Annotated in this window: 13 protein-coding genes and 1 other annotated feature; of the genes, 11 read left to right on the top strand and 2 right to left on the bottom strand. The window is 34.4% G+C overall.

Annotation, left to right across the window (positions count from 1 at the left end):
- The first annotated feature begins 87 nt into the window (after window positions 1-87).
- The gene (locus tag F8154_RS06805) at window positions 88-345 is read left to right on the top strand and encodes a YkoF family thiamine/hydroxymethylpyrimidine-binding protein (protein WP_151860861.1); all 258 of its coding nucleotides are present in this window, start codon (window positions 88-90) and stop codon (window positions 343-345) included.
- Between the two features lie 53 nt (window positions 346-398).
- Here the strand turns inward: F8154_RS06805 and F8154_RS06800 are convergent, their stop codons facing one another.
- The gene (locus tag F8154_RS06800) at window positions 399-1,691 is read right to left on the bottom strand and encodes a Sapep family Mn(2+)-dependent dipeptidase (RefSeq protein WP_151860860.1); all 1,293 of its coding nucleotides are present in this window, start codon (window positions 1,689-1,691) and stop codon (window positions 399-401) included.
- Window positions 1,692-1,939: 248 nt separating this feature from the next.
- Between F8154_RS06800 and F8154_RS06795 the strand changes: the two genes are divergently transcribed.
- From F8154_RS06795 to F8154_RS06770, 6 genes are all read left to right on the top strand, one after another.
- Window positions 1,940-2,326 carry a hypothetical protein gene (locus F8154_RS06795; RefSeq protein WP_151860859.1) on the top strand — a complete coding sequence of 129 codons (387 nt, stop codon included), beginning with the start codon at window positions 1,940-1,942 and terminating at the stop codon, window positions 2,324-2,326.
- 109 nt (window positions 2,327-2,435) lie between these two features.
- Complete coding sequence (locus F8154_RS06790; protein ID WP_151860858.1) at window positions 2,436-3,968, top strand: putative polysaccharide biosynthesis protein; 1,533 nt, start codon at window positions 2,436-2,438, stop codon at window positions 3,966-3,968.
- A 108-nt stretch (window positions 3,969-4,076) separates the two neighbouring features.
- Window positions 4,077-4,259 carry a hypothetical protein gene (locus F8154_RS06785; protein ID WP_151860857.1) on the top strand — a complete coding sequence of 61 codons (183 nt, stop codon included), beginning with the start codon at window positions 4,077-4,079 and terminating at the stop codon, window positions 4,257-4,259.
- A gap of 296 nt (window positions 4,260-4,555) precedes the next feature.
- Complete coding sequence (locus F8154_RS06780) at window positions 4,556-6,694, top strand: ribonucleoside triphosphate reductase (RefSeq protein ID WP_151860856.1); 2,139 nt, start codon at window positions 4,556-4,558, stop codon at window positions 6,692-6,694.
- Window positions 6,695-6,807: 113 nt separating this feature from the next.
- Complete coding sequence (locus F8154_RS06775) at window positions 6,808-7,353, top strand: GNAT family N-acetyltransferase (RefSeq protein ID WP_151860855.1); 546 nt, start codon at window positions 6,808-6,810, stop codon at window positions 7,351-7,353.
- Between the two features lie 15 nt (window positions 7,354-7,368).
- A complete protein-coding gene (locus tag F8154_RS06770) occupies window positions 7,369-8,052 on the top strand; it encodes an anaerobic ribonucleoside-triphosphate reductase activating protein (RefSeq protein ID WP_151860854.1) in 684 nt (227 codons plus the stop codon).
- A 24-nt stretch (window positions 8,053-8,076) separates the two neighbouring features.
- On the opposite strand, the gene F8154_RS06765 is transcribed toward F8154_RS06770, so the two are convergent.
- On the bottom strand, window positions 8,077-9,084 hold the full coding sequence (locus F8154_RS06765; RefSeq protein WP_151860853.1) for an ABC transporter substrate-binding protein: 1,008 nt from the start codon (window positions 9,082-9,084) through the stop codon (window positions 8,077-8,079).
- A 140-nt stretch (window positions 9,085-9,224) separates the two neighbouring features.
- On the opposite strand from F8154_RS06765, the gene F8154_RS06760 reads away from it, so the two are divergent.
- The 4 genes from F8154_RS06760 to F8154_RS06750 all read left to right on the top strand — a co-directional run bounded on the left by F8154_RS06760 (window position 9,225) and on the right by F8154_RS06750 (window position 13,601).
- Window positions 9,225-9,545: a hypothetical protein gene (locus F8154_RS06760; RefSeq protein WP_151860852.1), complete on the top strand. Its 321-nt coding sequence runs from the start codon at window positions 9,225-9,227 to the stop codon at window positions 9,543-9,545.
- A gap of 101 nt (window positions 9,546-9,646) precedes the next feature.
- Window positions 9,647-10,186, top strand: a complete 540-nt coding sequence (pgsA, locus tag F8154_RS06755; RefSeq protein WP_151860851.1) for a CDP-diacylglycerol--glycerol-3-phosphate 3-phosphatidyltransferase — start codon at window positions 9,647-9,649, stop codon at window positions 10,184-10,186.
- 58 nt (window positions 10,187-10,244) lie between these two features.
- Window positions 10,245-10,456, top strand: a binding site (T-box leader).
- Between the two features lie 274 nt (window positions 10,457-10,730).
- Window positions 10,731-10,904: a hypothetical protein gene (locus F8154_RS15050; RefSeq protein WP_192930190.1), complete on the top strand. Its 174-nt coding sequence runs from the start codon at window positions 10,731-10,733 to the stop codon at window positions 10,902-10,904.
- 51 nt (window positions 10,905-10,955) lie between these two features.
- On the top strand, window positions 10,956-13,601 hold the full coding sequence (locus tag F8154_RS06750; protein ID WP_151860850.1) for a valine--tRNA ligase: 2,646 nt from the start codon (window positions 10,956-10,958) through the stop codon (window positions 13,599-13,601).
- The last annotated feature ends 202 nt before the right edge of the window (window positions 13,602-13,803 follow it).

Here is a 13,803-nt window from a genome sequence, read left to right as displayed (position 1 = left end):
ATTAGTTCCACTTATTTTCGAAGCTTGTGGGTACTTATTTACCCCTTAGAAGGGGGATATTAATAATGCCTATGAGATAAAGTCAGTATGAGAGGAGTGATTATTATTAGAATCCATGCAGAGGTAGCCCTATATCCTTTAAAAACATCAAATGCCAGTCAAGTTATAAACCATTCCATTAACACCCTTCAAAACCATAGAATAACCTATAATGTTGGAGCAATGGATACCCACATTCAAGGAAGTGATGATGAAGTTTGGAATAGTCTACGTAGCCTATTTGATGATGCCAAGCAGGCAGGAGAGGTTAGTATGGTGGTAACAATAACAAATGCTGCAGACTAATATCACAGGGATGTTTACCTACAAACAGGCAAACATCCCATTTTAGTGATAATTTATTGTTTTTTTTCCTTAATTAGGGTAGCAATTGCTTTACAATATATAAGGGTATTTTTTATTAATAAATCAATATCAATGTACTCATCCTTTTTATGGGCCATTTTTTCATGACCAGGAAATAAAGGACCAAAGGCAACAAAGTTTTTTATAGCTCTAGCATATGTTGCACCACCAGTTGATATAGCCTCACCCTTTAAGCCTGTTTCTTCTTCATAGACCTTTAATAAAAGCTGTACTAGATAGTTTTCCTTAGGAATGAATAAAGGGGGTAAAAAATCTATAACCTCAGTTTTAATATTGTATAGACTACATTTAAACTGTAATTGCTTTAAAATATCCTCCTTTAAGGCGGTTACTGGATAACGTATATCAAGGTATAGCCCACAGGCATTATCAGAAATATTTATCCTGGCAGTATTAATAGTTAAAGTGCCAGACTCTAAATCCTTACAGACACCAAATATATTAGTACCAAAGCAATCCTCACTAAGCTCTTTATGTATAAAATCTATAATATCATTTTGAATACCTGCTTTGTATAGACTATTAGCAGCTTTAACAATGGCGTTTTCACCCTGCCAACACTTTCCAGAGTGGGCTGCCCTTCCAGTAAACTCAATTGTAGAATTATTACTCTTAAATAGACAATAATCAGGTACACTGTTAAAGGCATCTCCGCCCCTCACAATAAAGTCTGGCTTTTCATCTGTATATAGCTTAATCTGAAGCAGCCCCTTCTCTGCATTAATAAGTGGATAATCGGAATCTGCTACAAAGCCATAGCTGGGTACTTCTTCAATCTGCAAATACTTTTCAATACATTGCCATTGGGATTCTTCATTAGTACCAATAAAAAGTCGAATACGCTTATTTAAAGGAATTCCTGCCTCTTTCACCGCCCTCATAGAATATAAAGCTGCAATAATTGGACCCTTATCATCGAGGCTACCTCTTCCGTATATTCTATTATGGTGGATTACACCACCAAAGGGTGGATATTTCCACTCATCTATATTACCAGCTGGTACAACATCAACATGGGTTAAAATACCAACTAATTCTTTACCCTCACCCATTTCTATATAACCATAATATCCATCGTAATATTCAGTTTTAAAGCCAAAGGATTTACCCAACTGCAGTACATAATTAAGGGCAGCATCTATACCCACTCCAAAGGGTTTTCCAGTAGCTTCATTTGTATTAACACTGTTAATTCTAATTAGTTCCTGGGTTGACCTTATAATATCCTCTTTATAGCTTAAAATTATCTGGTGTAATTTATCCATATCAAGCTCTCCTTAGTAAATCTAATACTGTTATAATTAACATTTACTCTAGGTTTTATATAGTAGTTTTGATTTATATATTGGTAAATAGTGGCTTCCATTGACATTAACCGGTGATAAGTATAAAATTACAGTAGGAAAGTAACTCTTTTTTAAAGAAAGAGGTGATGTAACTATTGGTTCTAAGCTTTTTAATTCCAATTATGATATTTGTAATTCTGTTAGTAGTTATTGGAGGTATAGTTATTATGTCAAAAAACTTTAATTTAAGAAGTATATATCTTTACCTAGTATGCTTTGTAACACTAATTATCTTTGTTTTTGGTACTATATTTACTATTGAAAGGGTAGTGGACATAGCAGTTGATGGTGGATACTACTATCCGACACTAGAAGAATATGAACAAAGATATATGTTAAAAGGTCCAGACGGGAATACCCAGCAAAGGCTAACTGACGAAGAAGTTGAAAAAAGATACGAAGAATATTTAACCCGGGAAAAGAATCGTGAACGAAAAAATGATTTAAGACAGCTGGCATCTAGTTTTTCTGCAATGATTGTAGGTGGGGGTTTTTGGCTGTACCACTGGAAAAAAATCGACAATGATAATAAATCAAAAGATCCTAATCTCTAGGATCTTTTTTAGTTGATTAATTAATCCATTATTTCCTTGTATTTTAACATATTGCTTTAGGTCTAAAGAATATATTAGATATTATACTCCATAGAAAAGGAGATTTTTTATGACCAATAATAAGCTTATTAAGGGAGCGTTAATACTGGCAATAGCAGGATTGATAGCTAAGTTCATGGGCATTTTCTTTAAAATACCATTACAAAGGCTCATCCATGATGAGGGTATGGGAATTTATGGACTACCATATCCAATATATACTGTTTTACTAACCATTTCTATTATTGGATTTCCTTCTGCAATATCTAAGCTTATTTCAGAAAAAATGGCAGTAGGAAACTATTTAGCAGCCAATAGAATATTTAAAGTTGCATTCTTCATGTTGTTATGTATAGGTCTAGCTACATCACTTTTCATATATTTTAACGTAAACAGAATAATAGCTATCTTAAACTGGCCTCAAGAAACCTATTACTCTATAATTGCTTTAGCCTTTGCACCATTTTTTGTTTCAATTATGTCTGCCTTTAGAGGATATTTTCAAGGCTTACAGCTAATGACACCAACTGCTATATCACAAATAGTAGAACAAATGGGTAGAGTATTCTTTGGTGTTGGGCTTGCATACCTTTTTATAGCTAAAGGAACTGGTTTTGCAGCAGGTGCTGCCTCCTTTGGAGCCACAATAGGTGGCTTTTTAGGTACAATTGTTTTAATCCTTTATTACCTTAAATACAGAAAGCGAACAAGAGTCAGTAGTATAGGCATAGCTAAAGTAAATATTGATAACACCTGTTCAATTATAAAAAAGCTACTATGGATTGCCTTTCCCATAACTATTGGTGGTATTTTAGCCTCAGTTATGGGATTAATAGACTCTATTATAGTACATTCTAGGCTAATTGAAACCGGTTATACAGCCGAGGCAGCTACAATTCTCTATGGCAGACTTACTGGAAAGGCAGTAACCTTAATGAACGTTCCACTAACCCTTAGTATGGCAATGACAGCCAGCTTGGTTCCTGCTATTTCAGAATCCTTCAGTAGAGGAAGCCTTAATGAGCTTAGAAAAAAGGCTGCTTTAGGAATTAAAATAACAGTTATGCTGGCATTACCTTCAGCAATAGGCTTATCAATTTTGTCTAATCAAATAATACACCTGCTTTGGGGGAAGGGTGAGCTAGGTGGAGATATACTTAGGGTTTTGGCATGTAATGTGCTATTTATTTCAGTGGCCCAAACAACAACAGCTATTTTACAGGGAATAGGTAATGTTTATTTACCTGTACGTAATCTCATTATAGGAGTAATTGTCAAATGGATAGTAAGTAATTTACTTTTGATGACCTACTTAAACATAATTGGTACTGTAATAGGTACAATGATGGGCTATATTATAATTATGCTTTTAAACTGTTTTGAATTAAAGAGGTTAATAGGTTTTAAAATAAAAATTTTAGATTCAATTATTAAACCCCTCTTTGCTGCTTTAACAATGGGTATTATAGTATATCTAGTATTCAAGCTGACTTTACACTACCTTGCAATAGAGTACATAGCTACGATATTATCAATATTAGCAGGTCTTGTATATTACTTGGCTATAACATATATTATTGATGGAAACCTTCTCCAAGTATAGATGGAGTTATAATGTATAAAATATTACTAAGGGTAAAGACTTAACGTATTGAAAAAAGCTCTGAATCAATAGCATATAATTTATTATTAGATTTGAAGGAGGAATTAGATGGATCAAAAATTTATGGTGCGAACCGACAGTGGTATTTCCAGTACTATGTCTAGGTCTGAAGCTATAAAAACTGTTAAGGAATATGAGAAAAATGGAATTAATGCCTATATTGTGTCTGAGGATGAAGGCAAAAGATTAAAAAAAGGCGGAAATAAATTTAATACACCAAAGTGGAGCTAGGAGGTTAAACAGCCTCCTATTTTTATTTACCTAAGATGCGTTATTAACACTGCCGCTTCTAAAGAAAGAGAATAAGTACCGTCAAGCTTCCAACTGAGTTTTTTAATAATACTGTTTTCAAAGCTATTATATTGTTAAATTTCTATAACCTAAAGATACTGGAAGAATAGAGTAGATTTATGACGAAAAAAAGCAAAATATAAGACTCAAGTAATATTGATTTTTTGAGGTTAAACATTGTATTATATACAATATATAGTGTCTTACTTGGAAAATAATACAATAGGAGGGGTATCATGGCGGTTAACAAAATTCAAAAAAGAAATGGCGAGATTGTAGATTTCGATCTAAATAAAATAAAGGATGCCATCTTTGCTGCAGCCCAATCAGTTGGGGGAAAGGATGAGGTCAAGTCGGCTAGACTAACAAAGATAGTTTCAGATATTATAAATGAAACCTACAGAGCCAGTATTCCGTCGGTAGAGGATATACAAGATGTTGTGGAAAAGGTGTTAATTGAAGAAGGTCATGCTAAAACTGCGAAAGCCTATATACTATATCGTAAAAAGCATGAGGAAATACGTGAGGTTAAAAACCTTTTTATGGATGCAGAAAAAATGGTTGAAGAGTATGTGAACCTTGAAGATTGGAGAGTTAATGAAAATGCCAATATGGGATTTTCCTTACAAGGCTTAAATAACCATATAGTTGAGAGTATAACCACAAAATATTGGTTAAACAAAATATATCGTAAAGAGTTAAGGGATGCCCATATAAGGGGAGATTTACATATACATGATTTAGGCCTACTTGCACCCTATTGCTGTGGGTGGGATTTAGAAGCATTTTTAACCAAGGGCTTTAAAGGAGCAAAAGGAAAAATTGAATCAAAACCTCCTAAGCACTTTGAGTCTGCCTTAGGTCAATTGGTAAACCTATTATACACTTTGCAGGGGGAATCAGCAGGAGCTCAGGCAGTTTCAAGTATTGACACTTATTTAGCACCCTTCATTTATTATGACAAGCTGAACTTTAAGCAGGTTAAAAAGGCATTACAAAGATTTGTGTTTAATTTGAATGTCCCTACAAGAGTAGGCTTCCAAACCCCCTTTACTAATATTACTTTAGATATAACACCCCATCAGCTATTAAAAAAATCTCCTGCTATAGTTGGCGGAGAACCTATGGACAAAAACTATGGGGAGTTTCAAAAAGAAATGGATATGTTCAATAGGGCTTATTTTGAAGTTATGATGGAGGGAGATGGAGCAGGTAGAGCCTTCAGCTTCCCAATACCAACTGTTAATATAACAGATGACTTCCCTTGGAATACAGAAGTTGTTAACTGTCTAATGGAAATGACAAAGAAGTTTGGCACACCATATTTTGCGAATTTTGTAAATTCAGACCTATCACCAGAGGACATTAGGTCAATGTGTTGTCGTTTAAGACTAGATAACCGAGAACTAAGAAAAAGAGGTGGAGGCTTATTTGGAGCAAATCCATTAACTGGTTCCATAAATGTTGTTACCTTAAATATGGCACGTATAGGCTATTTATCAAAAACACCAGAGGAGTTTAAACGCAGTGTTAGGGAGCTTATGGAGTACTCTAAAGAAATTTGTGAAGCAAAGCGTGAGGTTTTAGAAAGGTATATGGATGCAGGACTATACCCATATTCAAGATTTTATCTTCAAAATGTAAAGGATAGCACAGGTGAGTACTTCAAAAACCACTTCTCTACCATAGGCTTAAATGGTATGAATGAAGCATGCGTAAATCTTTTAGGAAAGGATTTAACAACAGAAGAGGGACAGGAGTTTGCAATTGAGGTTATGGAGTTTATGAATCGAGTAATTCAAATTTACCAAGAAGAAACAGGTAGCCTGTGGAATCTTGAAGCCTCACCGGCAGAAGGAACCGCCTACAGATTTGCAAGATTAGATAAGAAAATGTACCCTAAGGTAATTACACAGGGAGAAAAGGAGCCCTTTTACACAAACTCAACACAGCTTCCAGTAGACCACACAAAGGACATTTTTGAAGCTATAGAATTGCAGGAGAAGCTTCAGACATTATATACAGGTGGCACTGTTTTACATGGCTTTATAGGTGAAGAAATAAAGGATATAGAAACCTGTAAGCTATTAATTAAAAAGGTAATGGAGAACAGTAGTATACCCTATATAACAATAACCCCCACCTTTTCTATATGCTCTGACCATGGATATTTATCTGGAGAACATTTTGAATGCCCCCACTGTGGTAAGGAGGCAGAGGTATGGACTAGAGTTGTTGGCTTCCACAGACCTGTGCAGGCATGGAATAAAGGAAAGCAAGAGGAATATAAAATACGAGAAGAGTTTTCTCCAGAGGTCAGCTTAAAGAATAAAACCATAAATATAAAGGAAGAAAAAAATATTAATGCAAGTTAATATATAACAAATAATCCCCTACTATATTTAGATGGGGATTATTTGTTATAGTAGCCAATAGTATTAATAGAATATATATGCTATAATTATTGAAAATTTAAGGGGGTATGCATATGTTCACGCATAATATTAATGATGAAATAGAGCTTAGGCTATTGGAGTTAAGTGATGCCGAAGCCCTAACAAATTTAACAAATGAATGTAGTGAATATCTTAGAAGGTGGTTACCTTGGGTAGATGATAGTGCTAGTATAGAAGATAGATTAAATTTTATAAAAATGACTAAAAAGCAATATGCAGATAATAAAGGCTTTCAGTCAGGAATATGGTATAAAGGAGAACTAGCTGGGGTAATAGGTTATCACGGTATGGACTGGTCTAATAAAGTTACCAGCTTAGGTTATTGGTTAGGAGAGAGATTTCAAGGCAATGGTATTATGACTAAGGCAACAAAGGCTTTCGTTGAATATGCCTTAGTAGACATGAAGTTAAATAGAGTAGAGATAAGATGTGCTGAAGAAAACAGCAAAAGCAGAAGCATACCAAAGAGGCTAGGCTTTAAAGAGGAAGGGCTAATTAGAGAAGCTGAGTGGCTATATGATCACTATGTAAATCATGTAGTCTATGGAATGTTAGCAAAGGATTGGAAAAATAGATAAAAATAGAGGTGGATTATGAGAATACTAGGAATAACTAAATCCTCCTTTATAGATTACCCTGGGAAAATTGCAACGGTACTATTTACTGGAGGATGCAACCTTAAGTGTCCCTATTGTCACAATGGACATATTGTTAAAGAACAAGCTGAAGTAGCTTTAGAAAAGGATGTTTGGCAATACATAATAAAAAGAAAAAGATACATAGATGCAGTATGTATATCAGGTGGTGAACCAACTCTACAAATAGGCTTAATGGAGTTTATTACTAGGCTTAAGTCAGAGGGCTTTAGTGTAAAGCTAGACACAAATGGTACAAGACCATTGGTTTTAAAGGATTTGTTACAGAAAAAACTATTAGATTATGTAGCAATGGATTTAAAGGCACCACTAAATAAGTACAGTGCTTTAACTGGATCTACTATAGAGGAAAAGGATATTATCGAAAGCATTAACCTATTAGCTAATAGTAGTATAGAGCATGAGTTTAGAACAACAGTCTGTAAAGAACTATTAACTGCTGAAGATATTATAAGCACTGCAGTTATCGTTAAAGGAGCAAAACGATATTATATTCAAAATTTTAAAGATGGTGAAACCGTATATGGTGGCATCAATAAGTATACTCCATTTAAAAAAGAGGAATTAGAAAAAATAAAAGAGCAAATAAAGAACTGGTTTGAAATATGTGAAATAAGATAAGGGCGGTATTAACCACCCTTTATTTTATTCTAAATTTTTTATTGCTTTTTCCGCAAACTCTGTATTTACAATAGCAGCATAATCCACTTTTTCATCAAGCTCTCCAGCTTCTATCATAACCTCTTGAAGTCTATCTAGGCCCTCCCTTGTTAGCACAGGGTTAGGTGCCCATGCTCCTATATCACGATATCTCTCAACTACTGAAATAAGAATGTCTAAATCAGCATCTGGGAAATGAGGCTGTAAAGATTTAGCCACTTCTTCAGCAGTATGCTCCTCCACCCAAAGCATTCCCCTATAGATGGCATTACTAAACCTTTGAATTACATCAGGATTTTTTTCAATATAGCTTTTCTTTGCACTATAGACAGTGTATGGAATATATCCACTTTCCTCACCAATTGATGCTACAACATAACCCTTTCCTTCTTTTTCTATCATAGAGGCGGTGGGTTCGAATAAAGTAGTATAGTCACCCTCTCCACCAGCGAAGGCCCCTGCCATAACACCAAATTGAATATCTGTACGTACATTTAAATCAGTACCAGGAACTAAGCTATTGTTCTTCAACACATACTCCAGCACCATATTAGGCATACCACCCTTACGGCCACCTAATACTTCCTTTCCCCTTAGCTCTTCAAAGTCAAAGCTTGGGCTGGGTTCTCTTGCTACTAAAAATGAGCCATCCCTTTGGGTAAGCTGTAGGAAGTTAATAGCGTAATCATCCTTCCCCTGATTGTAAACATAAATAGAAGCCTCTGGCCCCATAAAACCAATATCAACCTGATCACTAAGTAAAGCCGCCATCGTCTTATCGGCTCCCTTGCCATCAATTAGCTCCACCTCCAACCCCTCTTCCCTAAAGAAGCCTTCAGTTATGGCGATATATTGAGGAGCGTAGAAAACTGAGTGGGTAACCTCCATAACCTTAATTTCTGTTATCGAATCCTCCCTACTGCATCCAGTAAATACCAATGAAGCTAATAGCAGCATAACAGCTACAAAACTAAGTAATTTAAGCTTTTTCATGTTGCTCACCTCCAAAATAAAATATTACAGCTTTAATCCATTATATTCATATTAAGATATTGTGTTACCTCCATATGAATAGGATTTGAATAAGGGGCATAAAATTAAAGTATATAGAAGTGAAACGTGGAGGGGTTTATATGTCTTGGAATATTAAAATTTTGCCAGGTAAAAATAGATATGGATATATAAAGGGAGAAATAGATTATTTCCATTGGTATGCATTGGTCCATAAGGATTCTGTTAGCTTTGGGATAGACCCAATAAATCTTGAAGGTGGATATGGTAGAATATCAAGGCTTTGTGTATATAAAGACATACCAATGTCATCCTATACAAAACGTCTCATATACGCCAACTATAAACGTAGGTGGGATGTTTTTAATACTTCATATGAGGATATGATAAGATATTTAGTGGAATACTTAGAAAGAATTTATTCAATTAAGCTTGTTAAATAGTTAATGGTTTTGTTTTTACAAATTAATTGTTATAATAAGGAATAGAAGAGCTATTATATAAGAATTATATCTAAATACTGATAAGAGAAGGAGGAAAAGCTATGAATTTACCCAACACAATTACTGTGCTTAGGTTTTTGCTAATACCTATTTTTACAATGGTTTTTTTCTCAGGCTCCTCTTATGCTGTAATATATTCTGTAGTAATTTTTATGCTAGCTGGTTTTACAGATATGCTTGACGGTTATATAGCTAGAAAATATAACTTGGTTACAAAGTGGGGACAAGCAATGGACCCTTTAGCAGATAAGCTTATGCAGTTGACTGTACTTGTCTGCTTTACAATAAAAAAGTTCCTTCCAATATGGATTTTACTGGTGGTGGCAATCAAAGAAATACTAATGGTGTTAGGTGGCTTATTTCTATATACCAAAAAGGGTAAAATAGTAATTCCAGCCAATAAATACGGAAAAATAGCTACGGTTGTTTTCTATATAGCTATCATTTGGGTGGCCTTTGAGCTTTCGTTTTATACTTATTTAACCTGGTCAGCAGTTTTATTTACTGCATATGCCTTTATTCAATATGCAAGAGAAGCCTTAAAGGCTATAAAAATTAAGGGAACAGAAAAAATCTCTTGACATTTCTAAACAAACCATTATAATAGGTGTAAATAAAAGTAATAATATAATTATATAAATAACAGCAATGAAGAAGAGGAGTAAATAATACAGCCTAAAAGAGAAAAGAACCCAAGGCTGAAAGGTTCTTTAAGGTAATGGTTATTGAAGGTAGCTTCTGAGCTTCTGTATTGAAACAAAGTAGGTACAGACGGGAAACCGTTAAATTTTATTAAGAGCCTGTTTAAGAGCAGGAATTAAGGTGGTACCGCGAAATCCTTCGTCCTTATACATTTAAGGAATGAAGGTTTTTTTAGTTTCAAGATTTTTGTTTTATGGTTTTAATTTTCAATTTTCGATTATCCATTTTCAATTTTATGTTTTAAGGTTTTTGTTTTCGTCTTTCATTCAACATTCAACATTGCTTTTAAATATTAACTCTTAACTCTTAACTCTTAACTCTTAGTTATTATTGTAGCTTTTGATTTATACTATGTTTTCTTGTTTTAACTTTTCATTTTTCATTTTTAACTTTTAACTTTACTGTCATAGGTGGTGATAAAAAATGTTTCAGTTAGGAATAGTATTCTTACTTATTGGAGCATTAATGGTATATGCAACAGGAATAATTATAAAGATAATTAAAAAAGCTCCCTTTAACAACGTATTATATGTTAAATTATGTGGCTTAGTATTTACTATTATTGGAGCTATAATGATTTTCTTGTATAAAAATTAATAATGCTACAGTTCACAATAAAAATTATGTAAATAATGAGGAGGAAATCAAATGAATAATAATTTGCCTAAAACCTATAATCCATTAGACTTTGAAGATAGAATTTATGAAAAATGGATGGAAAAGGGTTATTTCAAAGCAAAGGTAAACCCAAATAAAAAACCCTACTGTATAGTATTACCACCTCCAAATATAACAGGACAGCTTCATATAGGTCACGCCCTCGACCATAGTCTACAGGACGTACTTATACGTTGGAAGAGAATGCAGGGCTATGAGGCTCTTTGGCAGCCAGGCACAGACCATGCAAGTATAGCAACAGAAGTTAAGGTGGTAGAAAAATTAAAGGAAAGTGGACTAACAAAGAAGGAAATAGGAAGGGAAGAGTTCCTTAAGCATGCATGGAATTGGAAGGAGAAATACGGTGGTAGAATAGTAGAGCAAATGAAGAAATTAGGTGATTCCTGTGACTGGTCAAGAGAAAGATTTACACTAGATGAAACCTGTAGTCAGGCTGTTTTAGAGGTTTTTATTAAGCTCTACGAGAAAGGTTTAATCTATAGAGGAAACCGTATTATAAACTGGTGTCCAGTTTGTAAAACATCATTATCAGATGCAGAGGTAGATCACGAAGAGAAAAGCGGCAACTTTTGGCATATTAAATATCCAGTAGTAGACAGTCATGAATTTATTGAAATTGCAACCACCAGACCAGAAACAATGCTGGGAGACACAGCTGTTGCAGTGCATCCAGAGGATGAAAGATATAAGCATCTTATAGGAAAAACCCTAATGCTACCACTGATGAATAGAGAAATCCCAATTATAGCGGATGAATATGTTGATAAAGAATTTGGTACTGGAGCCGTAAAAATTACACCAGCCCACGACCCCAACGACTTTGAAATAGGCTTGCGACATGATCTTCCACAAATAGTAGTAATGAATGATGATGCCACCATTAATGAAAAGGGTGGAAAGTATTCTGGAATGGATAGATACCAAGCGAGAAAGCAAGTTGTAAAGGATTTAGAAGAGCTTGGGCTGTTGGCTAAGGTAAAGGATCACAGCCATAGTGTAGGACAATGCTATAGATGCAATACAGTTGTAGAACCAGTAACATCACTTCAATGGTTTGTTAAGATGGAATCTTTAGCAAAACCAGCAATAGATGCAGTAAAGGAAAGAAAAATTAAGTTTGTTCCAGAAAGATACTCAAAAATATATCTACATTGGCTAGAAAACATTCAAGACTGGTGCATATCAAGACAGCTATGGTGGGGACATAGAATACCTGCCTACTATTGTGAAGATTGTCAAGAGGTTATTGTTTCAAAATCAAAGCCACAGATATGTGGAAAGTGTAAAGGCAAAGAGTTTAAGCAGGATGAAGATGTACTAGATACTTGGTTTAGCTCTGCCCTTTGGCCCTTCTCAACGTTAGGCTGGCCACAGGAAACAGAAGAGCTGAAATACTTCTATCCCACAAACGTACTAGTAACAGGCTATGAAATAATATTCTTCTGGGTTGTAAGGATGGCCTTCTCAGGCTTAGAGTTTATGGATGAGGTTCCCTTTGAGCATGTGTTTATCCATGGAATCGTTAGAGACCAAGAGGGAAGAAAAATGAGCAAGTCATTAGGAAATGGGGTAGATCCACTAGAGATCATTGATGAATATGGAGCAGATGCCTTAAGATTCACATTACTAACTGGAAATTCACTGGGAAATGATATGCGTTTTCACATAGAAAAACTTGAATCCAGTAGAAATTTTGCCAATAAGCTATGGAATGCAACACGCTTTGTATTAATGAACTTAGATGTTGATAAGTTTAATAATGATGAAATTAGCTTAAATGTAGCAGACAAATGGATAATTTCAAAGTTAAATAGATTAATTAAAGAAGCAACAGAAAACATGGAGAAATTTGAAATAGGTCTAGCTGCTCAAAAACTGTATGACTTTATATGGAGTGAATATTGTGACTGGTATATAGAGCTAGCAAAGCCACGATTATATGGTGAAAATCTACAAAATAGAAGAACAGCACAATATACACTAACCCATGTACTTGAAAACATATTGAAGCTATTACATCCCTTCATGCCTTTTATTACAGAGGAGATTTGGGGAACAATGCCTACTGTTAAAGGAGATATAATAGTTTCAGAATGGCCACAATATAATGAAGCAAACATCAGCACAGATGCAGAAGAAGAAATGACAATAATAATGTCAATTATTAAAAACATAAGAAATGTTAGAGCAGAAATGAACGTAGTTCCTTCCAAAAAGGCAAAAATGATTGTAATAACTACTAATGATAACAGCAAGAGAATTATAGAAGCTGCAAAGCAGTTTTTTACAACCTTAGCCAGTGTATCAGAAATCCAGTATTTAGAAGGCAAGGAAACTATACCTTCAGATGCCATATCCATAGTAGTTGAAGGGGCAGAAATATTTATTCCCCTCGATGATTTGGTTGACTTTAAAAAGGAAATAGAAAGATTACAGAAGGAAAAGGAGAAGCTAGAGGCAGAAATTAAAAGGGGTGAAGGAAGGCTTTCCAATGAAGGCTTTTTAAAGAAGGCACCACCAGAGCTTGTTGAAGAAGAGAAGAAAAAACAAGATAAATATCAGCAAATGCTTAATACAGTTTTAGAAAGACTAGAATCAATAGAAAACAGAGGTTAAAAACTATTTAAAGGAGTTCATCATATAGGATGAGCTCCTTTAACTTTTAGTTATATTAGTATTTAAGAGTTAAATACTTTTTAACAATGGAAACGCAGGGACGGCAGACTGCGTAAAAGCAAACTATAAAATAGCATATAAAAATGTCTATAAACGTTTAAATAATAAGGTTTGTATGATATAATTAAAGAAAAAAAGGGGT

It is taken from the genome of Alkaliphilus pronyensis, from assembly GCF_009017275.1.
GTDB lineage: Bacteria > Bacillota > Clostridia > Peptostreptococcales > Natronincolaceae > Alkaliphilus_C > Alkaliphilus_C pronyensis.
This window is presented reverse-complemented; position numbering and strand designations above follow the sequence as displayed.